The following is a 24,845-nucleotide window of genomic DNA, read 5'->3' as shown; positions in this document are numbered from 1 at the left end:
GCGATGATAACGTGAGTCATCCCGCTCACACCGGTACTGCGGCACTCAGTCCCTGCCCGGCCCGATCCGTTCCAGCAAGGCCTGCAGCAGGCGCTCCTGCTGCGCGATACCGAGCGGTGCATTGTGGCGATCAGTCAGCTGGAAGAAATCCTCCACGCGCTCGCCGAATGTCGCAATGCGCGCATCGTGTACGCGAACCTCGGTTTGCAGCATGACCAACGCCACCGCGGCGAGCAGACCCGGACGGTCGGCGCCGACCAGTGCCAGCTGGGTGCGATCGCCAGCGGCATGGAAGCTGATCTGCGGGGTCATCTGGAAGTGTTTCTGATGGCGCGACATGCCGCGCTTGCTCGGCTGTACACCGCTGGACTGCACCAGAGCGCGCTGCAGACGCTGCTGCAGTTCCTCGGCACGCGCGGCACCGATCGATTGCTGGGTATCCGCATCGAGCAGCAGGAAAGTGTCCAATGCCATTCCGGTCGGCGAGCTGAGCACGCGCGACTCCACCACCGACAGGCGCAACCGGTCCAGCACCGCCGTAACGGTGGCGAACAGACCATCGCGATCGGGCGTATAGACGAACAATTCCGTGCTGCCGCGCACTGACAGCGGATGCACCGCAACCAACGGCACCGCACCACCTGCACGCAGGATCGCGTCGGTCTGCCAGGCGATCTGCTCGGGCCGATGGCGCAGGAAGCTGAGCTGCGGAAAATCAGCCCACACACGCACCACATCAGCTTCGGCGTAGCCCTCGTTCATCAACAGGGCCAGCGCATGGTCGGAACACTCGCGCACGCGTTCGCCGATGTCGCGCGGCAATTCGACGTCACTGCGCATGGCGTAGCGGGTGGCGATGCACAGGTCGGACAGCAGGCGATCCTTCCAGCCGTTCCACAGCCGCGGGCTGGTGCCGATGATGTCGGCAATGGTCAGCAGGTACAGCTGGCCAAGCCGCTCGCGATTGTCGACCTGCTCGGCAAACCGATGAACCACGTCCGGATCAGTGATGTCCTGGCGCTGCGCGGTGGTGCTCATCAGCAGGTGCCAGCGCACCAGCCACGCAACCCGCTCGACATCGCTGTGCGGCAGGTCAAGTCGCGTGCAGAATGCGCGCGCATCCTCCTCGCCCAGCACAGAGTGATCGCCGCCGCGCCCTTTCGCGATGTCATGGAACAACGCGGCCAGCAGCAGCACCTCCGGCGCGGGCAAACCAGCCCAAATCTCGCAGCCCAAAGGAAACTCGCGCCGCGCTGCGGGATCGGCAAACCGCGCCATGTTGCGCAGCACGCGCAAGGTGTGCTCGTCGACCGTGTAGACATGGAACAGGTCGTATTGCATGCGCCCGAACACTTTGCCGAAAGCCGGCAGGATTGCTGCCAGCAGACCGTGCCGGTTCATCCGCCACAGCGCCTCCACTGCAGGCGCCCCGCGCCGCAACAGTCGAAGGAAGGCTGCCAGCACATCCCCGTCATTCGCCAGCACGTCGCCGAGTTCGGCGGTCGCCTGGTGAATGCGGCGCATGGTGTCGGCGCTGAAGCCGACCACGCCCGGCTGATCCAGTCGCGCGATGAAGATCTCCACCAGCGCGGCGGGTCGCTGCATGAACAATTGCGGATCCCGGGCCGCCAGGCGCTTGCCGTAACGCACGAAATCGGTGCCGACCGGTTCCGCCTCGCCCGGCGACTCCAGCATTTCCTCGAAACGCTCCGCCACCTGCACGCCCAGCCGCTCGACCTGGCTGGCTGCGCGGTAATAACCCTGCATGAACTGTTCGACCCCGAGATTCTTCGCGTGCTCGTCCTCGAACCCCAGCCGTGCGGCCAGCGCGCGCTGGTAGTCGAACAGCAGTCTTTCTTCGGGACGACCGGCCTCCAGATGCAGTGCATAGCGATAACGGCGCAAGGTGGCTTCGGACTGCTCCAGCGCAGCCTGCTCGGCGGGATCGAGCAAACCTTCGGTCACCATGGCAGACAGATCGTCCGCATGCGCCAGCCGCTGGCCTATCCAGCGCAGCGAATCGAGCGTACGCAGTCCGCCGGGACCATCCTTGAGGTTTGGTTCGAGGTTGTAGGCAGTATCGTCATAGCGGGCATGCCGTGCGTCGCGCTCGGCCAGCCTTGCAGCCAGATACATGCGTGGCGGCCACAAGGCTGAGTCGTCGACGATGGCACGCAAACGGGCATCAAGTGCCGGATCACCAGCCAGCCGGCGCGCATCCAGCAGACTGGTGAAAACACTGGCGTCCTGTGCCGCCAGCGCGCGGCATTGCGCCGGATCGCGCACGGCATGCCCAACCTTCAGGCCGACATCCCAAAGCGTGGCAAAGAACTGCTCGAGTGCGCGCAGAAGCGCCGGCTCGGGCATTTCCACCAGCGCCAGCAAATCCACATCCGAATACGGAAACAGCAGGCCACGACCGAAACCACCGACCGCGAACAGCGCCGTCCCACTGACCTCGCCGAGACATGCCATCCACACATGTGCCACCACCCGCTCGACCGACTCGCCACGGCGTCGCGCCAGGACACTGGCATCGGCGCCATCCCTGAACGCAGTAGCCAGTGCACGGTCGACGTCGCCCAGCAACTGGCGCAACGCGCGACGCGCTTCGGCAGAAACACCGGAGCGCGGCACCGCCACGGGCAGGCGCGGCAGCGGCGGCAACACAATGGGGCCTGGTGTCGGCAACATGGTCAGCTGGAACTCCGCAAACGCCTGTCGGCCTGCATGGGCCTCTGATTCCGCCTCGCGCTTATGGCTGCGTCATCAGGCGTCCGGCCACGCCGTGAGTATCTCGAAACCGTTGTCGGTCACCGCAATGGTGTGTTCCCACTGCGCCGACAGCGAATGATCCTTGGTCACTACGGTCCAGCCATCCGGCAACTGCTTGGTCTGCGGCTTGCCGGCGTTGATCATCGGCTCGATGGTGAAGGTCATGCCCTTCTTGAGTTCGACCCCGGTCCCGGGCTTGCCGTAGTGCAGCACCTGCGGTTCGTCGTGATAGACCTTGCCGATGCCATGGCCGCAGTACTCGCGCACCACGCTGAAGCCGGCCGCCTCGGCGTGCTGCTGGATCGCATGACCAACGTCGCCCAGGGTGGCGCCCGGGCGCACGGCCTGGATGCCGCGCATCATCGCCTCGAACGTGGTATCGACCAGCCGTTTGGCCAGCACGCCAGGCGTACCGACGAAATACATGCGACTGGTGTCCCCGTGCCAGCCATCCTTGATCACGGTAACGTCGAGATTGACGATGTCGCCTTCCTTGAGCACCTTGCCGGGGCTGGGAATGCCATGGCAGATCACGTGGTTGACCGAGCTGCACAGCGTCTTGGGGAAGCCGTGGTAGCCGACATTGGCAGGGATCGCCTGCTGCACGTTGACGATGTGTTCGTAGGCGAGACGGTCCAGCTCTTCCGTGGTCACCCCGGGCTTGACGTGTTCCTTCAGCATCGCCAGCACTTCGGCTGCCAGCTTGCCGGCAATGCGCATGCCTTCGAGGTCTTCGGGGGATTTCAGGGTAATGGCCATGGATTCCACTTCATATGGCGACAGAAGCCCAGAAAATCCGGCGACTTGCCGCTCCGCCGGCGGACCGGCTACAATTTCGGAGTTTTGCTGACCTGACACGACCGTTTGGACGATCGTTGCAGCGCAAAGCGAACCGGGATTGTAACCGCCCCGCGGTACAACACCCAACCAACGCCACACACGTATCGGCACCGCCTTCGGGGTGCTGCGGCCTGCCCACCAATGAGAATCGGGCAAGTCGCGGTCGAAGCCGGGGATGCGTGGAGGTCCCAACCCCCAGGTCCTTCAAGGACCAATGCAAGGAGTTACACCCATGGCACAAGTCACCATGCGTCAAATGCTCGAAGCCGGCGTCCATTTCGGTCATCAGACCCGTTACTGGAACCCCAAGATGGCCCCGTACATCTTCGGCGCGCGCGGCAAGATCCACATCATCAATCTCGAAAAGACCCTGCCCCTGTTCACCGACGCGATGAATTTCCTGTCGGGTCTGGCACAGAAGCGCGGCACCATCCTGTTCGTCGGCACCAAGCGTTCGGCCCGCGAGCCGTTGGCCGAAGAGGCTGCACGCGCCGGCATGCCGTTCGTCACCTCGCGCTGGCTCGGCGGCATGCTCACCAACTTCCGCACCGTGAAGCAGTCCGTATCGCGCCTGAAGGAACTGGAAGCGGCCGAAACCGATGGCAGTTTCGAGAAGCTGGTCAAGCACGAAGTGCTGGCCCGTCGCCGTGAGCGCGACAAGCTGCAGGCCTCGCTGGGTGGCATCAAGGACATGAACCGTCTGCCCGACGCGCTGTTCGTGATCGATATCGGCCACGAAGACATCGCCGTGCAGGAAGCCAAGAAGCTCGGCATCCCGGTGATCGCCGTGGTCGACACCAACTACAACCCGGAACTGGTCGATTACGCCATCCCGGGCAATGACGACGCGATCCGCGCGATCCAGCTGTACGCCCGCGCCGCCGCCGACTCGATCCTCGAAGGCAAGGCTGCCGCGCCGGCCGCCGCCCAGGGCGATGCCAACGACTTCGTCGAACTGGACGAGGAAGGCAACCCGGTCGCCAAGATCGATCGCAAGCCGGCCCCGCGCCGTGACGCTGCGCCGAAGAAGGGTGCTGGCGCCCCGCGCCGCGACGGCGGCCGTGATGGTGGCCGTGGCCCGCGCAACGATGGCGCGCCCGCCAAGTAAGCATGGCCACGGCGCTGCGGCACCGGATCAACAAGCGATAACGCGCCGCGGCATGCATAGCCGCGGCGCCATCAAAGCATCAGAGGAATACCGATGAGCAATATTTCCGCCCAACTGGTCAAGGAGCTGCGCGAGCGGTCCGGCGCCGGCATGATGGAATGCAAGAAGGCACTGGTCGAGAACAACGGCGACATCGACGTGGCGATGGAATGGCTGCGCAAGTCCGGTCTGGCCAAGGCTGACAAGAAGGCCAGCCGCATTGCCGCCGAAGGCCGCATCGTGGCCGCCCAGGCACCGGGCAAGGCCGTGCTGGTCGAGATCAACTGCGAAACCGACTTCGTCGGCAAGGACGCCAGCTTCCTGAAGTTCAGCGACACCGTCGCCGACGTCGCGCTGAATTCCGGCGCCGCCGATATCGACACGCTGAAGGCCGCCGCCTACCCTGGCGCCAGCAATGTCGAGGAAGCCGCCAAGGCCCTGATCGCCACCATTGGCGAGAAGATCGACGTGCGCCGCATGGCCGTCGTCAAGTCCGACGGCGTGATCGGCAGCTACATCCACGGCGGCCGCATCGGCGTGCTGGTGGCCCTCAAGGGCGGCTCCGAGGAACTGGCCAAGGGTGTCGCGATGCACGTGGCGGCAATGAATCCGCCACATGTCCGCGCCGAGGATGTTCCGGCCGAGTTCATCGCCAAGGAAAAGGAGATCGCGCTGAGCCAGATGACCGACAAGGACAAGGCCAAGCCGGCCGACATCCTGGAGAAGATCATCTCCGGCAAGATCAACAAGATCGTTTCCGAGGTCACCCTGCTCGGCCAGCCCTACGTGCTGGACACCAATGTGACCGTGGCCGATGCGCTGAAGAAGGAAGGCGCCGATGTCGTCTCGGTGGTCCGTCTGGCCGTTGGCGAAGGCATCGAGAAGGTGCAGGAAGACTATCTGGCCGAAGTGGCCAAGGCGATGCAGGGCTAAGCAACCTCCAGGCCATCAGCCCACAAAAAAGCCGCGGGCAACCGCGGCTTTTTTGTGGGCGCGCCTTTCACGAATCACGTCAGCACAGGATTCGACACAACTGAAAGCCGTCGCGCGTGCGTCGCGAATGCAACGACGACCCGACGCCGGCGTTCCCGGCAGCGGCCCACTGCCACTACAATGACGCGGTTTGCCCCACACAATCCGGAGATTCCATGAGCGACCAGCCCAAGTACCACCGCATTCTGCTCAAGCTCTCCGGTGAGGCCCTGATGGGCGAGGCCGATTATGGCATCGACCCGAAGGTGATCGGCCGGCTCGCCGACGAGATCATCGAGGTGCAGCGTGCCGGCATCCAGATCGGCGTGGTGATCGGCGGCGGCAACATCTTCCGTGGCGCCGGCCTGGCCGCAGCCGGCATGGATCGCGTCACCGGCGACCACATGGGCATGCTCGCCACGGTGATGAATGCATTGGCCATGCAGGACGCGATCGAACGCCGTGGCGGCTTCGCCCGTGTGATGAGCGCGATCCAGATCCACGACGTAGCCGAGGATTTCATCCGCCGTCGTGCGATCCGCCACATCGAGAAGGGCCGCATCGTGCTGTTCGCGGCAGGCACCGGCAATCCGTTCTTCACCACCGACTCGGCTGCCGCACTGCGTGCCGTGGAAGTGGGCGCGGAGCTGCTGCTGAAGGCCACCAAGGTCGATGGCGTGTATACCGCCGACCCGGCCAAACACAGCGACGCCACCCGCTACGAGCGGCTCGGCTACGACGATGTGATCGAGCGCAAGCTGGCGGTAATGGACACGGCTGCCATCGCGCTGTGCCGCGATCACCAGATGCCACTGCGCATCTACGACATGACCGTGCCTGGCAGCCTGATGCGGATCATGCATGGCGAAGCGATCGGCACCCTGGTCGACGGCGGCTGAACCAGCCCCGCTGCTATACTTCGCGGCTAGCCAGATCCACCGGGAAACCTCACATGCTCAATGACATCAAGACCGATGCCCAGACCCGCATGGGCAAGAGCATCGACTCGCTCAAGCACGATCTCACCCGCATCCGTACCGGTCGCGCCAGCACCGCGCTGGTGGACCACATCAAGGTGTCCTACTACGGCGCCGACATGCCATTGAGCCAGGTCGCCTCGGTGTCGCTGGCCGATGGCCGCACGATCCTCATCACGCCATGGGAAAAGACCATGGTGGCACCGATCGAGAAGGCACTGATGGCCTCGGACATCGGTATCACGCCGACTACCGCCGGTACCGTGATCCGCCTGAACATGCCAGCGCTCACCGAGGAGCGCCGCCGGGAACTGGCCAAGCACGTCGGTCACGAGGGCGAAAACGCCAAGATCGCGATCCGCAATGTGCGCCGCGATGCCCTACAGCAGGTCAAGGATCTGCTCAAGGAAAAGCTGATCACGGAGGACGATGATCGTCGCGTCGACGACGAGATCCAGAAACTGACCGACCGCGCCGTGAAGGACGTCGATGCCGTGGTGAAGGCCAAGGAAGAGGAGCTGATGGCCCTCTGACGAGGCCATCGCCCTGCTTCACTCCATGACCAAGGCCAAAGCTCGACAGGTTCCGGCTCCGCAGGTTCCGCGCCATATCGCCATCGTGATGGACGGCAACGGTCGCTGGGCCAAGGCTCGCCATCGCCCACGCAGCTTCGGCCATAACGCTGGCCGCAAGGCCGTGCGCGCGGCGATCGAGGCCTGCATGCGCGAAGGCGTGCAGGCACTGACCCTGTTCGCGTTCTCCAGCGAAAACTGGCAACGCCCGCAGGACGAGGTTGGCGCCCTGATGGGCCTGTTCGTGCGTGCGCTGGACAAGGAAGTCGACGAGTTGCACGCCAATGGCGTGCGCCTGCGCTTCATCGGCGATCTGAGCGCATTCGACGAGCCGTTGCGCCAGCGCATGCAGGCGTCCATGACCCGTACCGCGGACAACGACCGGCTGCACGTGAACATTGCGGTGAACTACGGTGGTCGCTGGGACATCGTGCAGGCCGCCCGCCAGGCTGCCGAGGCGGTGGTCCGCGGTGAACTGCGCCCCGACCAGATCGACGAGGCCACGCTGAATCAGTGGATGAGCCTGGCCGGACTGCCACCACTGGACCTGTTCATCCGCACCGGTGGCGAATGCCGCATCAGCAATTTCCTGTTATGGCAGGCGGCCTACGCCGAGCTGTACTTTACCGATACCCTGTGGCCGGACTTCGACCAGGCCTGCCTGCGTCAGGCCATCGAGGACTATGCCCGTCGTGAGCGCCGTTACGGTCGCACCGGCGAGCAAGTCGCCGCCACTTCCTGAAGGATTTCCATGCTGCTTCAGCGCACCCTTACTGCCTTGGTGCTCGCGCCACTGGTGATCCTGATCATCCTGCTGTCGTCGAGCACGGTATTTGCGCTGATCTCGGCGACGGCGTTCCTCGCAGCGCTGTGGGAATGGGCCGAGCTCAGCGGACTGAAGAATCAGTCTGCACGGATCGGCCTGCTGGTCGCCGCCACTCTCGTGTTCATCTTGCTGTGGTGCGGGCATGCCGGCATGACGGCGGCGCTACTGCTGGCTGCCGGCGTGGCGTGGTGGCTGCTGGCCTGCCTGTGGCTGCGCCATTTCGCGTTCGCCGCCGCTCCGACCGAGGAGAACCGCACGCTGAAACTGCTGGCCGGCGCGTTCGTGATCTTCCCGGCATGGATCGCCTTGGTGAGCATCCATGAGCGCCTGCCGCACGGCCACTGGTGGACCCTGTTGGCACTGGTGATTGTCTGGGCCGCCGACATCGGCGCCTATTTCAGTGGTCGCACCTTTGGCAAGCGCAAGCTGGCGCCGCAGATCAGTCCGGGCAAGACCTGGGCCGGCGCCTACGGCGCCATGGTCGCAGGGGTGCTGGTGACCATGCTCGGTGGCTGGCTGCTCGATGTGCGAGGCGCGCAATTGCTTGGTCTGGCCGCACTGGCACTGCTCACCGTGGCGGCATCGATTGTCGGCGACCTGATCGAGAGCCTGATGAAGCGGCATGCCCAGGTCAAAGACTCGGGCACCATCTTTCCCGGCCATGGCGGCCTGATGGATCGACTCGACAGCGTGTTTGCCGCGCTGCCGGTATTCGCCGCCGGCCTGTTGCTGCTGGGCCTCTGAAATGAAGAATGTCGCCGTTCTTGGCGCCACTGGCTCGATCGGCGGCAACACGCTCGACGTTATCGCGCGTCACCCGGAGCGCTTCCGCGCCACCGTGCTGACTGCGCACCGCCAGGTCGAGGCGCTGGTCGAGCTGTGCATACGGCATCGACCGCAGCTGGCGGTGATCGCCGACCCCACGCTGGAGGCCGAACTGGCGCGTCGTCTTGCCGCCGTCGGTGTGCGCTGCGAGGTGGCCAGCGGCCATGCTGCGCTGACGGCCGCCGCCGCCGGCGAGCTGTGCGACACCGTGGTGGCCGCGATCGTCGGTGCCGCCGGGCTGGACTCCACCCTGGCCGCGGCACGTGCCGGCAAGCATCTGCTGCTGGCCAACAAGGAGTCCATCGTGATGGCCGGGCCGCTGCTGCTGGCCGCCGTCGCTGCGGGCGGCGGCGCACTGATCCCGGTGGACTCCGAGCACAACGCGATCTTCCAGTGCCTGCCGGGTGGACGGCCGGATCTGCGCGCGAGCGGCGTACGCCGGCTGATCCTGACGGCGTCCGGTGGCCCGTTCCGTGGCCATACGCGATCGGAGCTGGCCGACATCACGCCCGATCAGGCCTGCAAGCATCCGAACTGGGTGATGGGCCGCAAGATCTCGGTCGATTCGGCCACCCTGATGAACAAGGGGCTGGAGGTAATCGAGGCACATCACCTGTTCGGCGCGCCGGCCGAGGCCATCGACGTGCTGGTCCATCCGCAGAGCCTGGTGCATTCGCTGGTCGAATACGTCGACGGCTCGGTACTGGCCCAGCTCGGCAACCCGGACATGCGTACGGCGATCGCCCACGCGCTGGCATGGCCGGAGCGGGTCGAAGCCGGCGTGGCGCCCTTGAATCTGGCCGCCTGCGCACCGCTGCAGTTCGAGCCACCGGATCTGACCACCTTCCGCTGCCTGGCGCTGGCGTTCCAGGCCTTGTGCGCTGGCGGCGACGCCCCGGCCGTGCTGAATGCCGCCAACGAAGTCGCCGTGGAAGCATTTCTGGCCGGCGCCCTGCCGTTCCTGTCGATCGCCGATGTAGTCGAGGCCGTACTTGCGGAACTGCCGCCGCAAGTCGTGGTCGATGTTGGGACCCTTGCTGAACGCGATCGGGTCGCCCGCGAGGCGGCCCGCCGTATTCTGCGCAATGCTTGCTGATATCCTTGGTTCGATGACTTTCCCTTACGGCACTTGATGACTTCCTTTTTCGGTTCGGTGTTCTGGTTGCTGGTCACGCTGGGCGTGCTGGTGACCTTTCATGAATTCGGCCACTACTGGGTCGCGCGCCGCTGCGGCGTGAAGGTGCTGCGTTTCTCGGTCGGCTTCGGCAACGCGATCTGGAAGCGCATCGGCCGAGACGGCACCGAATACCAGATTGCCGCGATTCCGCTGGGCGGTTACGTCAAGATGCTGGATGCACGCGAGGGCGAGGTCGATCCCGCCTTGCGCGACCAGGAGTTCACCGGCAAGTCGGTGTGGAAGCGCATCGCCATCGTGGCCGCGGGACCCGGTTTCAACTTGATCTTCACCATCGCAGCGTTCTGGTTGATGTTCATGCTGGGCCGCCCGGATGTTGCGCCACTGATCACCGCCGCGCCGCAAAGCATCGCGGCCAAGGCCGGCGTCCAGCCTGGCGACCGCATTCTCAGCATCGACGGCGAGGAAATGGCCACGTGGAGTGATTCTCTCGACGCCCTGGCCAATGCTTTACTCGGGCGTGCGCCGCTCCCCCTGACGGTGCGCGGAGCCGATGGTCACGTGCGGCAGCTCGTGCTGCCGCTGGATCAGCTGCCGCCGGGGCAGACGGTGGATACCTATTTCGACAAACTGGGCCTGCAGCCCGCACCGCCACCTGCGATCGCCGCGACCGTCAAACCGGGCCAGCCGGCGGCGCTGGCAGGCATGCAAGCCGGCGATCGCCTGATCAGCATAAACAGCCAACCTGCCGGTGATTTCATCGCCTTCAGCAAACAGGTGCAAACCGATGCAGCAAGGTCGCCGACGCTATCGGTCGTGGTCGACCGTGACGGCAAATCGCAAACGCTGACCGTCGCTGCGCGGTGGGAGTCGCTGGAAGGTCAGCCCGCAAAATGGGTGATGGGCATTGGCGCACCGGCGCCGGAGAAAACCCTGCTGCGCTATGGACCGGTAAAGGCCTTCAGGGCATCGTTGCAGACCACCTGGCTCGGTACCACGCAGAAATTCAGCATGCTCGGCAAGTTGATCTCCGGCCAGGCTTCGACTCAGAACCTGTCGGGCGTCGTGGGCATCGCACAGGTAGCGAATGCGTCGGCCAGCATGGGCCCCTCATGGTTTCTGCAGTTCCTGGCCATCATCTCGCTGAATCTTGCGATCATCAACCTGCTGCCGGTTCCTGTCCTGGATGGCGGGCACCTGCTGTATTATCTTGTGGAGTTGGTCAAGGGCAGCCCGGTCAGCGAGCAGACGATGATCGTTGGCCAGTACATCGGGCTTGCATTGATAACTGCCTTGATGGGACTGGCCTTTTTCAACGACATTCACCGCATTTTGCTGTCCTGAGAGATGGTAGGCAGAGTGCACTTGCTATCCATTACCCGCCGTCCGCCGTTGCTGTGCGGTCGAATGGGCATGTTTCAGACGCCCCCGTTTCGGGTGCGTGTTTTCTTTTCGGGGTGGGGTCAGTTCCCGTCTCTTGCATTGATCGGGGCGGCCATGCTGGCCACCCCATCGAAATAACCCAACGGAACCGACGATGAAGCGTATCGCCGCGCTGATCCTGCTTGCCTCCCTCTCCGCCAATGCGTTTGCGTTCGACCCGTTTGTGGTGTCTGACATCCGCATCGACGGCCTCAGCCGCATCTCCGCCGGTACCGTGTACAACTACCTGCCGATCAACAAGGGTGATCGGCTGACCAACGACGAGGCCCAACAGGCCATTCGTGCGTTGTACAACACCAAGTTCTTCAGTGAAGTCACGCTCGACCGCGACGGCAGCATCCTGGTGATCAAGGTGGTCGAGCGGCCGTCAATCGCCAAGCTGACCATCCGCGGCAACCATGACATCAAGACCGATGACTTGAAGAAGGGACTGAAGCAGACCGGTATCGCCGAAGGCGAGACCTTCGATCGCCAGTCCATCGATGGCGTGCAGCAGGAGCTGGTGCGTCAGTACTACAACCGCGGCAAGTACAACGTGTCGGTGATCCCGCACGTGACCCCGCTCGATCGCAACCGTGTTTCGATCGACCTCGAGATTCGTGAGGGCAAGGCGGCCAAGATCGAGGAGATCAAGATTCTCGGCAACCACGCCTTCACCGACGGGGAGATCCGCAAGGGTTTCGAGTCGAATACGCCCAACCTGATGTCGTGGTATTCGAAGGACGACCAGTATTCGCGCGAAAAGCTCTCCGGTGACCTGGAGAAGCTGCAGTCCTATTACATGGATCGCGGCTATGCAGATTTCGGCGTCGACTCCACCGAGGTGTCGATCTCGCCCGACAAGCGCGCCATGTACATCGACGCGAGCGTGAAGGAAGGCGATATCTACAAGGTCACCGACGTCAAGCTGCTCGGCACGCTGATCCTGCCGGAGGAAACCCTGCGCAAGGTGATCTTCGTCAAGCCGGGCGATACCTTCAACCGGGCCGCGATCGAGTCCAGCACGAAGTCGATCAAGGCCATCCTGGCCAATATCGGTTACGCCTTTGCCAAGGTGACGCCGATCCCCAAGCTGGACAAGGACAAGCGCACCGTCGACCTGACCCTTTACATCGAGCCGGGTCAACGCGTCTATGTGCGCCGTGTCATCTTCCAGGGCAACACGCGTACCGAGGACGAGGTGCTGCGTCGCGAGATGCGCCAGCTCGAGGGCTCCTGGTATTCGCAGGCGGCGATCGACCGCTCCAAGATCCGCCTGCAGCGGCTGGGTTTCTTCAAGACGGTCGACATCGACAAGAAGCTGGTGGCAGGTACGCAGGATCAGGTCGATATCAGCGTCAAGGTTGAGGAGCAGTCCGCCGGCAGCCTGCAGTTCGGCGTCGGCTATTCGCAGCTCGAAGGCATCATCCTGAATGCCTCGGTGACGCAGAACAACCTGTTCGGCACCGGCGACAGCGTCTCGGTGAGCGGTTCACGCAGCTATTACACCACCAGTTATGGCGTCAACTACTACAACCCGTACCTGACCGACAATGGCGTCGGTATCGGTTACAACGCGACCTATTCCAAGACCGACTACGGCAATACCGATTTTGCCGACTACTCGACCAGTCAGAAGGCGTTCTCCAGCTATCTGGGCATTCCGATCACCGAGACCGATGCCGTACGCGTGGGCTTGGGCATCAGCAGCAACAAGGTCAACCTGATTCCGGGCTACAGCCCGCAGATGCTGATCGACTACCAGAACGAAATCGGCTACCAGACCATCCATTCCTGGACCGGCACACTGGGCTGGAACCACGATACCCGCAATGGTTATTGGGCACCGACCCGCGGCGGCCTGATCTCCGTGTCGACCGATGTCGCCCTGCCCGGCTCGACCGTGCAGTACTACAAGGTGACGGCGGAAGCCAATCACTACTGGCCGATCGGCAAGGGCTTCGTGTTGTACCTGGATGGTCAGGCAGGCTACGGCAAGACCTACGGCAGCAATGGCATCAGCGACCAGGCCTACGACGCGTTGAAGGCCGTCTATGCTGCTGCCGGTCAGACCGCTCCGGCAGACATGCGCCAGGACTTCCCGTTCTGGGCGAATTTCTACTCGGGCGGCGTGCGCGACGTGCGCGGCTTCCAGGACAACACGCTGGGACCACGCGTCTGCATCGATGGCACCACTCCGGCCAAGAACGGCTACTGTGACAACGGCAGCTATTACGCACAGCCGATCGGCGGCGCGTTCAAGGTGCTCGGCACCGCCGAGCTGTACCTGCCACTGCCGTTCCTGAAGGACACCAACACTGCGCGCGTATCGTTGTTCACGGACGTCGGCAATGCCTACCAGAACATCCAGAGCTTCAATGCCAGCACCCTGCGTGCGTCGGCCGGTATCTCGCTGCACTGGCAGGCACCGATCGGCCCGCTGATCATCAGCCTGGCCGTGCCGTTCCGCACCCAGGCTGACGACAGCCATTACGAAGAACGCATCCAGTTCACCTTTGGCAGCACGTTCTAAGAACCCCGGCAACAGCGGGGTACAGGGAAAGCGCGGCGATGCCGCGCTTTCTGCTTTGCGGAGCCGCAGATCCCGCAGGCAGATCCCGCAGGATGGCTGGCTGTCGATACAATGACTGCAGTGTCACGGAGAGCATCTTGAGCGCGCACAGTACCTATTCCCTCGCCGAACTCGCCGAACGGTTCGGCCTGACCAGCCACGGCGATCCCGGCATCCGCCTCGACGGTGTCGGCACGCTGGCCGGTGCCGGCCCCACCCAGCTGAGCTTTCTCTCCAACAGCAAATACACCGCGCAACTGGCCGTCACCCGTGCCGGAGTAGTCGTACTGCGCGAAGAGGATTTGGCCAATTGTTCCGTGGCTGCACTGGTCGCAGCGGACCCTTACGTGGCTTACGCGAAAATCGCCGCACTGTTCGAACGCCTGCCGCTCGCACCGCCAGGCATCCATTCCAGCGCGGTGGTTGCCGCCAGCGCGAAGGTCAGCAGCAGTGCCAGCATCGGCCCTTGCTGCGTGATCGGTGACGGTACCGTGATCGGTGACGGTGCCGTACTGGGTCCGCATTGCATCATCGGCGAGGACTGCACCGTGGGCGCACAGTCGCGGCTGGTCGCCCGGGTGACCCTGGTGACCCGCGTGACCCTGGGCAGGCGTGTGCTGGTGCATCCTGGTGCGGTGATCGGTTCGGATGGGTTCGGCCTGGCCTTCGACCGCAGCGCCTCCGACCACGGCGGCTGGGTCAAGTTGCCGCAGCTCGGCGGCGTGCGCATCGGCGACGACTGCGAGATCGGTGCAAACACCACGATCGACCGCGGCGCGCTGGACGACACCGTCTTGGAAGAGGACGTGCGGCTGGACAACCAGATCCAGATCGCCCACAACGTCCATGTCGGCGCGCACACCGCGATGGCCGGCTGTGCGGCAGTGGCCGGCAGCGCAAGAATCGGCCGATACTGCATGATCGGCGGCAACGCCGGCGTGCTGGGTCATCTCGAACTGGCCGACCGGGTTACCATTACCGCCAAAAGCCTGGTCACGCACTCGATCCGCGAGGCGGGTGAATATTCTTCCGGCGTGCCACTGCAGGAAAACCGCCAATGGCGGAAGAACGCGGCGCGCTTCAAGCATCTGGACGAGTACGCGCGCCGGTTGTCGGCGCTGGAGAAGGACAGCAACAATGAGTGAGAAAACCGGGTCCCTGTCGTTGCCGATCAATGTGGAGCAGATCCAGCAATTGCTGCCGCATCGCTACCCGTTCCTGCTGGTCGACCGCGTGATCGAGATCGTGCCCGATACCAGCGTGGTCGCACTGAAGAACGTAACCATCAACGAGCCGTTCTTCCAGGGACATTTCCCCGGCCATCCGGTCATGCCCGGCGTGCTGATCGTCGAGGCGATGGCCCAGACCGCCGGCCTGCTGACCCAGATCAGCCGGCACCTCAAGGGCGACCAGGGCAACCCGCTGTTCTATCTGGTCAAGGTCGACAACGCGCGCTTCAATGCGCCGGTGGTGCCGGGTGACCAGTTGCGCATGGAGGTGACGCTGAAGCGGCTGATGCGCGGCATGGGCCTGTTCGTGGCACGCACCCTGGTCGATGGCAAGGAAGTGGCCAGTTGCGAACTGATGTGTGCCGCGAGGTCCGACAAATGATCCATGCCACCGCGTTGATCGATCCATCCGCCGTGATCGGCGCCAACGTCAGCATCGGTGCGTACAGCGTGATCGGTGCCGAGGTGGTCATTGGCGATGGCACGGTGATCGGCCCGCATGTGGTGATCGAGGGGCCGACGCGAATCGGTCGTGACAACCGCATCGCCCAGTTCGCCTCGCTCGGCGGCGCTCCGCAGGACAAGAAATTTGCCGGCGAGCGTACCGAGCTGGTCATCGGTGATCGCAACCTGATCCGCGAATTCGTCACCATCAATCGCGGTACTGGCGACGGCGGCGGCGCCACCCGCATCGGCGACGACAACTGGCTGCTTGCCTACGTGCACATTGCGCACGACTGCCAGCTTGGCAACCACGTGGTGTTCTCCAATTACGCCGCGCTGGCCGGACACGTGGAAGTCGGCGACTGGACAGTCTTTGCCGGTTATTCCGGCGCACATCAATTCTGCAAGATCGGTGCGCACGCGTTCATCGGCATGGGCTGCCTGGTCGGCCATGACGTGCCACCCTTCGTGACGATGGCGAACGAGCAGCAGGGCCGTCCGCGCGGCATCAACAGCGAAGGCCTGAAACGACGCGGCTTCGATGCCACGCGCATCGCCGCGATCAAGCGTGCCTACCGCACCCTCTACATGGCTGGCCTGTCGCTGCCGGAAGCGCGCGAGAAGCTGGTCGAACAGGCACAGCAGAGCGACGACGTCCGCGCGATGCTGGAGTTTCTCGACCACAGCGAGCGAGCGCTCGCCCGCTGATATGCGCCCCGACAAGCGTGAAACGCTTATCGGAAAATCAAAAGCACGCTCTGGTTTTCGCTTTACGAAGGAGACGAAATGCAAAACATTGACGTCTCCAGCCCAGCTCCCCTCATCGCCATTCTCGCTGGCGAGGATTCCGGTGACCAGCTCGGTGCCGACCTGATCATCGCCTTGCGCCAACGTTACCCGCAGGCCCGTTTCGTCGGCATCGGTGGCACCCGCATGCAGGCGCAAGGCTTCGAATCCTGGTACGACATCCACGAGCTTTCGCTGTTCGGCTTCAGCGAAGTGGTCAGTCACCTGCCGCGGTTGCTGCGGTTGCGCAAGGCACTCGTGGCGCGCCTGCTGGCGGTACGCCCGGTCGTGGTGATCGGCATCGACGCACCCGACTTCAACCTCGGCGTGGAGCAACGGCTGAAACAGGCCGGCCTGCTGACCGTGCACTACGTGAGTCCGTCAGTGTGGGCCTGGCGCGAGAAACGCGCGGAGAAGATCGGCCGCAGCGCGAACCGGGTGCTGTGCCTGTTCCCGATGGAGCCGGCGATTTATGCAAAGCACGGTATCGACGCATGCTTCGTCGGCCATCCGCTGGCCGATCGCTTCGCCCTGGTGTCCGACCGTGTCGGTGCGCGCGATGTGCTGCAACTGCCACAGCAGGCCCCTGTGCTGGCCGTACTTCCCGGCAGTCGACTGTCCGAGCTGTCCCGACTGGGACAGATCTTCATCGATGCTGCCACCCAAGTAGCCGCCGCCATTCCGGGGCTGCGAATCGTGATTCCGGCAGCCAATCCGCAGGTTCATGCCAGGCTCGGGGAGTTGCTGGCGAAGGGCCAGCACGACGAGACTGCGCCGCTCCTGCTGGATGGCCACGCGCACGAGGCAATGCTGGCTGCCGACGTGGTGCTGCTGGCCTCCGGCACAGCCACACTCGAGGCGATGCTGGCGAAACGTCCGATGGTCGTGGGCTATCGCGTCGCTCCATTGAGCTATCGCATCGCGCGTGCCATGAAGATGCTGAAAACCGACATCTATTCGCTGCCCAACATCCTGGCGCGTGCGAATGGCCTCGGTGATGACCTGCTGGTACCTGAGCTGATGCAGGACGACTGCACGGCCGCGAATCTGGCTGCCTCGACCCTGGCACTGTTCAGGGACAGCGAACGCCGCGGCCATGTCGTCGCCGCGTTCGAACAATTGCATCAGGCATTGCGCGGCGACATGCAAGATCATGCCGGGGACCGCGCGGCAGCGGCGATTGCGGAATTGGTCGACGAAAGGCTTGCCGGTGGATAGGGTTTTCGTAAGCACGCACCCCTCACCTCAAACCGCTCCCCATGAGGGAGCGGATACGAACACAAACAGCAGGCTTGTGGCCGGGGTGGACGAAGCAGGTCGCGGGCCATTGGCCGGCCCGCTGGCGGTCGCGGCCGTGATCCTGAACCCGGATCATCCGATTGCCGGTCTCGACGATTCGAAGAAACTCACCGAGGCAAGACGCGAGGCGCTGTATCCGCTGATCATCGAACACGCACTGGCTTATTGCGTGGTGCTGATCGAGCCGGACGAAATCGATCACCTGAACATCTTCCAGGCCACCATGGCCGGCATGAGCCGTGCCGTGGCCGGCCTGGTGCCAACCGCGCATGAGGCGCTGATCGACGGCAACAAGCTGCCGAAGGATCTGCCGTGCCCCGGTCGTGCCATCGTCGGCGGCGACGCACTGGAGCCTGCCATCAGCGCAGCCTCGATTCTGGCCAAGGTCACCCGCGACCGCCTGATGGTGGCACTCGATGCCACCCACCCAGGTTATGGCTTTGCTGTGCACAAGGGTTACCCGACCCCGGCGCATCTGGCTTCGTTGCAATTACTCGGGCCATGCGTACAGCACCGCCGAAGCTTTGCCCCGGTGCGACTGTTACTGGATCAGGCGAACCTGTTCTGATCGGGCATGCCCTGATCGGATATGTTCTGATCGGGCCAGTTCTGAATCCGTTGCAACAAGATCGGGGGCAACGGGCATTCAGCAGGTGCAGACGTATCCTCCCGCCGTCGCTGAGATTGATCCGTATAGCCCATTCGTCTATGCAACTTTTTCCTGTGCAGGCGCATCCTTCACTACAGGAATCCCCGCCTGCACGGACGCGCCAGCAACTTCGGCCTGTCCAGCCCTTGCATGCCGACCAGCTGCTGCCATGGGCGCCTTCATCAGCGCCCCAACAGATCGCAGGACTCATGCCATGACACTTCCAAGCAACCACCCATCGCCACCATCGGCGAATATCCCGGTGCCAGTGCCACTCATCACCCCCTCGGCTTTGGCCATGCCTGACCTGGATGATCCGCTGCATGCCGACTACGACCTGCATCCGTTGCTGGTGCGCAGCCTCGACCATTACGTAGAAGAGCACGGCGACGGCGAGCGCTTTCACGTCCGCTAGGACGGAATACTGAGCGCATGAGGCCACCCCGGCCCGCACCGGCAGTTGCTATGCTGGCTGGCATCCATGGGGGGAATGAGATGCGCAGGATCGCTTTCGCACTGCTCGGGTTGATGTTCTGTGTTGCCGCAAGGGCACAGGTGCGTCCCGGTGATACGCCACCGGATGCGCTGGGCTCGACATTGGGGGGACCCGCTGTCACCGTATCGTCTCTGCACGGCAAGGTCGTGGTGATCAGCTTCTGGGCAACCTGGTGCGGCTACTGCATGAAGGAGATGCCGGTATTGGCAGGTCTGCAGACGCTGGCCACCCAGCGGGGTCTGTCGCTGCAAGTCGTGGCGGTCGACTCCAAGGAAGACCACGACACATTTGCGCACAGCGCCCGTGTGCTCAGAAAGCGATTGCCGGGATTGTTGATCACCTGGGATCGAACCGGTGCGATCGGCAAGCCCTATAGCAGCGACAAGGGTATCCCGGTGATGGTGATGCTGCATCGCGATGGCACGGTGGCACATGTCCATGTCGGCTACGGCGAAGACATGCTCGACAGCCTGGTGAGCGAGATCAATGATCTGCTCGTTGAACCGCTCCCGACCGTCGCCGGAATCACCGGTAACCATTGATCATCGACACCAGTCGGCGGTCTGATTCCAGCTGCCGCAATGCATGGCGCAAACCGCACGGAAGTCAATCTTGCCGCTGGGCCAAGCGCCGGGTAGCCTGCATGGACTCACCGCGCAAACCGGCATGACCGTCCGCTATACCCACCTGCACCTGCACAGCGAATATTCGCTGGTCGATTCGACCATCCGCATCAAGGCGCTGGTCGCCGCGTGCGTGCGCGATGGCATCCCGGCGGTGGCGCTCACCGACGAATGCAACATGTTCGCGCTGGTGAAGTTCTACAAGGCGTGCAGCGCCGCCGGCATCAAGCCGATCGGCGGTTGCGACCTGTGGATCAGCGCACTGGACGACCCGCGCCCGTGGCGACTCACTCTGCTGTGCCAGAACCGCGATGGCTATCTCAACCTGTCACGACTGGTCTCGCGTGCATGGCAGGAAGGGCAGCACAGCGGTCGTGCGCTGGTCGAGGCTGGCTGGCTGAGTGCCGACGCCACTCGCGGCCTGATCGCCCTGCTCGGTCGCGAGAGCGAGGTCGGCCGCATCGCGCTGAACCAGGGTGTCGAGGCGGCACTGGTGAAGCTGCGTCCGCTGCTGCGGCTGTTCCCCGCGCGGCTGTATCTGGAGCTGACCCGCTGCGGCCGCGACGGCGAGGAAAACTGGAATACCGCAGCGCTGGCGCTGGCGGCCGAACTCGGCCTGCCGGTACTGGCCAGCAACGATGTGCGCTTCCTGAAGCAGGACGACTTCAGCGCGCATGAAGCCCGCGTATGCATCAACCAGGGCCGCGTGCTGGCCGATCCGAAGCGCCCACGCGACTACAGCGACCAGCAATACCTGAAGACGCCCGTGGAGATGGCTGCGCTGTTCGCCGACCTCCCCGAGGCGCTGGAAAACAGCGTCGAGTTGGCCAAACGCTGCAATGTGGAACTGGAGTTCGGCAAGTACTACCTACCCGATTTTCCGGTACCTGCGGGTTACAACCTCGACAGCCACATCCGCGAACTGTCGCGGCAAGGCCTGAAGGAGCGCCTCGCGCTGGCGCCGCTCGCCGCCGGCCAGACGCTGGCCGACTACGAGACACGGCTGGAACGCGAGCTGGACGTCATCATCAAGATGGGCTTCCCCGGCTACTTCCTGATCGTTTCGGACTTCATCCGCTGGGGCAAGGACAACGGCATTCCGGTCGGCCCGGGCCGTGGTTCCGGTGCCGGCTCGCTGGTCGCCTGGGCGCTGAAGATCACCGATCTGGATCCGCTGCAGTTCAACCTGCTGTTCGAGCGCTTCCTCAATCCCGAACGCGTGTCGATGCCCGACTTCGACATCGACTTCTGCATGGATCGCCGCGACGAGGTGATCGACTACGTGTCGCGCAAGTACGGCCGCGACCGCGTCAGCCAGATCATCACCTACGGCTCGATGGCGGCCAAGGCCGTGCTGCGCGACTCCGGTCGCGTGCTGAGCATGCCGTACGGCCAAGTCGACCGGCTGGCCAAGATGGTGCCGCCGCGGCCGCTCGATCTCACCTTGTCCGATGCGCTCGGCCGCTCGGAGAAGTCGAAGAAAGAGACCGACCGCGTCGTCAAGGAATTCTGCGACGCCTACGATCAGGACGAGGATGCCCGCGCCCTGATCGACCTGGCCTTGAGCCTGGAAAACCTCACCCGCAACGCCGGCAAGCACGCCGGTGGCGTGGTGATCGCGCCGACCCCGTTGACCGACTTTGCGCCGCTGTACTGCGAAGCGGGCGGAGGTGGCGTGGTGACCCAGTACGACAAGGACGACGTGGAGGCGGTCGGCCTGGTCAAGTTCGACTTCCTTGGCCTGCGCACGCTCACCATCATCGACTGGGCGGTGAAGGCGATCAATGCACGCCGCGCGAAAATCGGCGAAGCACCGCTGGATATTTCGCAACTGCCGCTGGACGATCCGAAGCCATATGAGCTGCTGAAAAAGGCGCAGACCGTCGCGGTATTCCAGCTCGAATCCTCCGGCATGCAGCGCATGCTGAAGGATGCCAAGCCCGACCGCTTCGAGGACATCATCGCGCTGGTGGCGCTGTACCGTCCCGGCCCGATGGACCTGATCCCCAGCTTCATCGCGCGCAAGCATGGCCGCGAGGACGTGGAATATCCCGACCCGCGCGTCGAGCCGATCCTGCAAGAGACCTACGGCATCATGGTCTACCAGGAGCAGGTGATGCAGATGGCGCAGATCGTCGGCGGCTACTCGCTCGGCGGCGCCGATCTGCTGCGCCGCGCGATGGGCAAGAAAGACGTCGAGAAGATGGCGAAGGAGCGCGCCAAGTTCCGCGAGGGCGCCGCAAAGGATGGCTTGACCGGCGACAAGGCCGACACCATCTTCGACCTGATGGAAAAATTCGCCGGCTACGGCTTCAACAAGTCGCACGCTGCCGCCTACGCGCTGGTGTCGTACCAGACCGCATGGCTGAAGGCGCATTATCCAGCCGAGTTCATGGCCGCGACGATCTCGTCCGACATGGACAACACCGACAAGGCAGTGACCTTCCTCGATGAATCGCGCGCGCTCGGCATCACCGTGCAGCCGCCGGATGTCAACGCGTCCGAGTACATGTTCGTCGCGGTCGAACCGAAGACCATCCAGTACGGCCTAGGCGCGATCAAGGGCGTCGGCCAGGGTGCCTGCGAAGCGATCGTCGCCGAGCGTACTCATGGCGCGTATACCGACCTGGCCAATTTCTGCCGTCGCGTCGACCCGACCAAGCTCAACCGCCGCGTACTGGAAGCGCTGATCTATTCCGGGGCGCTGGATGCGCTGGCGCCCACCCGCGCCAGCCTGATGCTGCAGCTGCCTGATGCGATCAAGGCGGCCGAGCAGCATCTGCGCGACAAGCAGTCTGGCCAGAACGACATGTTCGGTGCCGCGACCGGGGCGGCGACACCGGTGGTACACATCGATCTGCCGACGGCGCCGGAATGGCCGCTGGAGCAGAAGCTGCAAGGCGAGCGCGACACGCTCGGCCATTACCTGTCCGGCCATCCCACCGACCCGTGGAAGGACGAATTGGCGCAGCTCTCCACCTGCCCGCTCGGCGAGATTGGCGATCGCTACCAGCCACCGAAGCCGCGCAAGAACGATGACGGCGACAACAACCGCTTCCGCCGCGGGCCGGACACGCCGTGGACCGTCGCCGGCATGGTCACCGCCGTGCGCAAGCGTGGCGACAGCGATGCCTTCGTACGGCTGGAAGATGGCAGCGGCATCATCGAGGTGAGCTTCTTCGGCGAGCTGTACCAGCAGATCGCGCCCCTGCTCACCCGCGACCAGATGCTGATCGTCGAGGGTGGCCTGCGCATCGACGATTTCTCCGGCGGCGGCTTCCAACTGCGCGCGCGCAGCGCCATCTCGCTCGCCGATGCCTGCCGCAAGCACGCCCGGCTGCTGCAGCTGAAATTGAACGGCATCGGCCCCGGCTTCGTCGAACAGCTGCAGCATGCGCTGGCCGGTTATCGCGGTGGCCGCGCCAGTGTGACCCTGCATGGCTACCGCAACCACGGCGCCCAGGCCGACCTCGAATTGGGCGAGAACTGGCGCGTCGAGGCGATCCCGGAACTGTTGCGCGCCGTGCGTGCACTACCTGGCGTGCAAGCGGCACGACTACGTATCGTCAAGCAGCAGGATTGACCCACCGCCGTTGGCTGTAGGAGCACACCCTGTGTGCGAGGCTTTTACGGTTTCGCGAGAGAGCAATCGCGCACAGGGTGCGCTCCTACCGATCGAGCCAGTGCGCCCTTACTTCTTGCCCCGCTCCAGCATCGCCTTCAGATCCGCGAACGGATTGCCGGTAGCCGGCGGCGCATCCTCGACTTCCATTACGCCCCCACGCACATGGTCGATATGCCGCGAGTGTTCGTTGTCGTGGCAATACACGCACAGCAACTCCCAGTTGCCGCCATCCGGCGGGTTGAAATCGTGATCATGATTGCGATGGTGCACGGTCAATTCCTGCAGGTTCGCGCGGGTGAACTCGCGCGCGCAGCGGCCGCAGACCCACGGATACATCTTCAGCGCGCGCTCGCGGTAACCCAGCTCGCGCTGCTCGGCGTTGCGCCGGGCCTCGGCCACGATGCGGTCGAGCTTGGCATTGTCGATGGGCGGTTTGATCGGCATGCTCGAATCCGGCTGTGCAGTTCTTGATGGGGACGATAGCGCAATCCACCGGGGTCCGGCATGCATCTGTCGGGTCCGTCACAGCCATACGGGGGCGTTCTCGCGTTTTCCTGCGTGACGGTATACTGGGCCGCTTCAGTGCCATGAAATGCAACGAATGAACCCAAACTTCCTCGATTTCGAACAACCGATCGCCGAACTGGACGCGAAGATCGAAGAGCTTCGCCATGCCAGCCACGGCCAGGCGTTCAATATTGACGAGGAAGTCGGCCGGCTGCGCGAGAAGCTGAAGCTCAAGACGAATGAGATCTTCCGCAACCTCAACTCCTGGCAGACCACCCAACTGTCGCGCCACCCAGCTCGTCCGTATACGCTCGACTACATCGGCGTGATCTGCGAGGAATTCCACGAACTGGCCGGCGACCGCATGTACGCGGATGACGCGGCCATCGTCGGCGGCCTCGGCCGCATCAACGGTCGGCCAGTGGTCATCATCGGCCACCAGAAGGGCCGCAACACCAAGGACAAGGTACGCCGCAACTTCGGCATGCCGCGCCCCGAGGGTTACCGCAAGGCACTGCGCCTGATGAAGATGGCCGAGCGCTTCGGCCTGCCGCTGCTGACCCTGATCGACACCCCCGGAGCCTATCCCGGCGTCGGCGCCGAGGAGCGCGGCCAGAGCGAGGCGATCGCACGCAACCTGCTGGAAATGGCCGAACTGAAGGTGCCGATCATCTGCACCGTGATCGGTGAAGGTGGCTCCGGCGGCGCACTGGCGATCGGCGTCGGCGACCGCACCCTGATGCTGCAGTACTCGACCTATTCGGTGATCTCGCCGGAAGGCTGCGCCTCGATCCTGTGGAAGAGCCCCGACAAGGTGAAAGACGCCGCCGAGGCCCTCGGCATGACCGCGCCGCGCCTGCTGGAACTGGGTCTGATCGACAAGCTGGTGCGTGAACCGCTCGGCGGCGCCCATCGCAACCCGCGCTCGATGGCAGTACGCCTGAAAGCCGTGCTGCTGAACCAGCTCGATGAACTGGAGGCGATGCCGCTACCCGACCTGCTCGAACAGCGCTACAAGCGTCTGCGCAGCTACGGCGCGTACCAGGAATAACCGCGCCCCGTAGGAGCCCACCCTGTGAGCGATGCTTTTTACCGAATCCCGAGCGAAGAGCATCGCCCACAGG

21 protein-coding genes are annotated in these 24,845 nt (G+C 63.9%); 18 read left to right on the top strand and 3 right to left on the bottom strand.

The genetic code is table 11. The annotated features are described in order from the left end of the window. Positions 1–45: 45 nt before the first annotated feature. Together glnD and map are read right to left on the bottom strand one after the other, a co-directional pair. A complete protein-coding gene (glnD, locus tag B0E50_RS16420) occupies positions 46–2,694 on the bottom strand; it encodes a [protein-PII] uridylyltransferase (RefSeq protein ID WP_077442389.1) in 2,649 nt (882 codons plus the stop codon). Positions 2,695–2,769: 75 nt separating this feature from the next. Continuing rightward, positions 2,770–3,534 carry a type I methionyl aminopeptidase gene (gene map, locus B0E50_RS16415; protein WP_077442388.1) on the bottom strand — a complete coding sequence of 255 codons (765 nt, stop codon included), beginning with the start codon at positions 3,532–3,534 and terminating at the stop codon, positions 2,770–2,772. Positions 3,535–3,847: 313 nt separating this feature from the next. Here map and rpsB point away from each other — a divergent pair, with 313 nt between their 5' ends. From rpsB to dnaE, 17 genes are all read left to right on the top strand, one after another. Then, positions 3,848–4,723 (top strand): 30S ribosomal protein S2, encoded by an 876-nt coding sequence (gene rpsB, locus B0E50_RS16410; protein ID WP_077442387.1) that lies wholly within the window; start codon positions 3,848–3,850, stop codon positions 4,721–4,723. A 93-nt stretch (positions 4,724–4,816) separates the two neighbouring features. Next, positions 4,817–5,695, top strand: coding sequence for a translation elongation factor Ts (gene tsf / locus B0E50_RS16405; RefSeq protein WP_077442386.1), 879 nt, complete (start codon positions 4,817–4,819; stop codon positions 5,693–5,695). Between the two features lie 215 nt (positions 5,696–5,910). Beyond that, entirely contained in the window at positions 5,911–6,633 is a 723-nt protein-coding gene (gene pyrH / locus B0E50_RS16400; RefSeq protein WP_077442385.1) for a UMP kinase, read from the top strand. 53 nt (positions 6,634–6,686) lie between these two features. Then, on the top strand, positions 6,687–7,244 hold the full coding sequence (frr, locus tag B0E50_RS16395; RefSeq protein ID WP_077442384.1) for a ribosome recycling factor: 558 nt from the start codon (positions 6,687–6,689) through the stop codon (positions 7,242–7,244). Between the two features lie 25 nt (positions 7,245–7,269). Beyond that, positions 7,270–8,025, top strand: coding sequence for a polyprenyl diphosphate synthase (uppS, locus tag B0E50_RS16390; protein ID WP_077442383.1), 756 nt, complete (start codon positions 7,270–7,272; stop codon positions 8,023–8,025). A gap of 9 nt (positions 8,026–8,034) precedes the next feature. Beyond that, positions 8,035–8,853 (top strand): phosphatidate cytidylyltransferase, encoded by an 819-nt coding sequence (locus B0E50_RS16385; RefSeq protein WP_077442382.1) that lies wholly within the window; start codon positions 8,035–8,037, stop codon positions 8,851–8,853. A gap of 1 nt (position 8,854) precedes the next feature. Then, the gene (locus B0E50_RS16380; RefSeq protein ID WP_077442381.1) at positions 8,855–10,030 is read left to right on the top strand and encodes a 1-deoxy-D-xylulose-5-phosphate reductoisomerase; all 1,176 of its coding nucleotides are present in this window, start codon (positions 8,855–8,857) and stop codon (positions 10,028–10,030) included. Between the two features lie 36 nt (positions 10,031–10,066). Then, entirely contained in the window at positions 10,067–11,413 is a 1,347-nt protein-coding gene (rseP, locus tag B0E50_RS16375) for an RIP metalloprotease RseP (RefSeq protein ID WP_077442380.1), read from the top strand. A gap of 193 nt (positions 11,414–11,606) precedes the next feature. Further along, on the top strand, positions 11,607–14,024 hold the full coding sequence (bamA, locus tag B0E50_RS16370) for an outer membrane protein assembly factor BamA (RefSeq protein WP_077442379.1): 2,418 nt from the start codon (positions 11,607–11,609) through the stop codon (positions 14,022–14,024). A 137-nt stretch (positions 14,025–14,161) separates the two neighbouring features. Next, positions 14,162–15,208 (top strand): UDP-3-O-(3-hydroxymyristoyl)glucosamine N-acyltransferase, encoded by a 1,047-nt coding sequence (lpxD, locus tag B0E50_RS16365; protein WP_077442657.1) that lies wholly within the window; start codon positions 14,162–14,164, stop codon positions 15,206–15,208. After that, positions 15,201–15,674: a 3-hydroxyacyl-ACP dehydratase FabZ gene (gene fabZ, locus B0E50_RS16360; protein WP_077442378.1), complete on the top strand. Its 474-nt coding sequence runs from the start codon at positions 15,201–15,203 to the stop codon at positions 15,672–15,674. The genes lpxD and fabZ overlap by 8 nt, the downstream gene beginning before the upstream one ends. Next, entirely contained in the window at positions 15,671–16,444 is a 774-nt protein-coding gene (gene lpxA / locus B0E50_RS16355) for an acyl-ACP--UDP-N-acetylglucosamine O-acyltransferase (protein WP_077442377.1), read from the top strand. Before fabZ ends, lpxA begins: the two co-directional genes overlap by 4 nt. 78 nt (positions 16,445–16,522) lie before the next feature. Then, a complete protein-coding gene (gene lpxB, locus B0E50_RS16350; RefSeq protein WP_077442376.1) occupies positions 16,523–17,740 on the top strand; it encodes a lipid-A-disaccharide synthase in 1,218 nt (405 codons plus the stop codon). Between the two features lie 76 nt (positions 17,741–17,816). Next, entirely contained in the window at positions 17,817–18,389 is a 573-nt protein-coding gene (rnhB, locus tag B0E50_RS16345) for a ribonuclease HII (protein WP_254427318.1), read from the top strand. A 295-nt stretch (positions 18,390–18,684) separates the two neighbouring features. Beyond that, positions 18,685–18,885: a hypothetical protein gene (locus B0E50_RS18290; protein ID WP_077442374.1), complete on the top strand. Its 201-nt coding sequence runs from the start codon at positions 18,685–18,687 to the stop codon at positions 18,883–18,885. Positions 18,886–18,965: 80 nt separating this feature from the next. Next, positions 18,966–19,508, top strand: a complete 543-nt coding sequence (locus tag B0E50_RS16335; protein ID WP_077442373.1) for a TlpA disulfide reductase family protein — start codon at positions 18,966–18,968, stop codon at positions 19,506–19,508. Between the two features lie 124 nt (positions 19,509–19,632). Then, complete coding sequence (dnaE, locus tag B0E50_RS16330; RefSeq protein ID WP_077442656.1) at positions 19,633–23,172, top strand: DNA polymerase III subunit alpha; 3,540 nt, start codon at positions 19,633–19,635, stop codon at positions 23,170–23,172. Positions 23,173–23,280: 108 nt separating this feature from the next. Here dnaE and B0E50_RS16325 read toward each other — a convergent pair whose 3' ends face one another. Further along, on the bottom strand, positions 23,281–23,658 hold the full coding sequence (locus B0E50_RS16325; protein ID WP_077442372.1) for a YajD family HNH nuclease: 378 nt from the start codon (positions 23,656–23,658) through the stop codon (positions 23,281–23,283). 157 nt (positions 23,659–23,815) lie between these two features. On the opposite strand from B0E50_RS16325, the gene B0E50_RS16320 reads away from it, so the two are divergent. Next, on the top strand, positions 23,816–24,772 hold the full coding sequence (locus tag B0E50_RS16320; protein WP_077442371.1) for an acetyl-CoA carboxylase carboxyltransferase subunit alpha: 957 nt from the start codon (positions 23,816–23,818) through the stop codon (positions 24,770–24,772). The last annotated feature ends 73 nt before the right edge of the window (positions 24,773–24,845 follow it).

The sequence above is a fragment of the Rhodanobacter sp. C01 genome, assembly GCF_002001045.1.
Classification (GTDB): domain Bacteria; phylum Pseudomonadota; class Gammaproteobacteria; order Xanthomonadales; family Rhodanobacteraceae; genus Rhodanobacter.
Note: the sequence above shows the minus strand (reverse complement) of the source record. Positions and strands in the feature narration are given on the sequence as shown.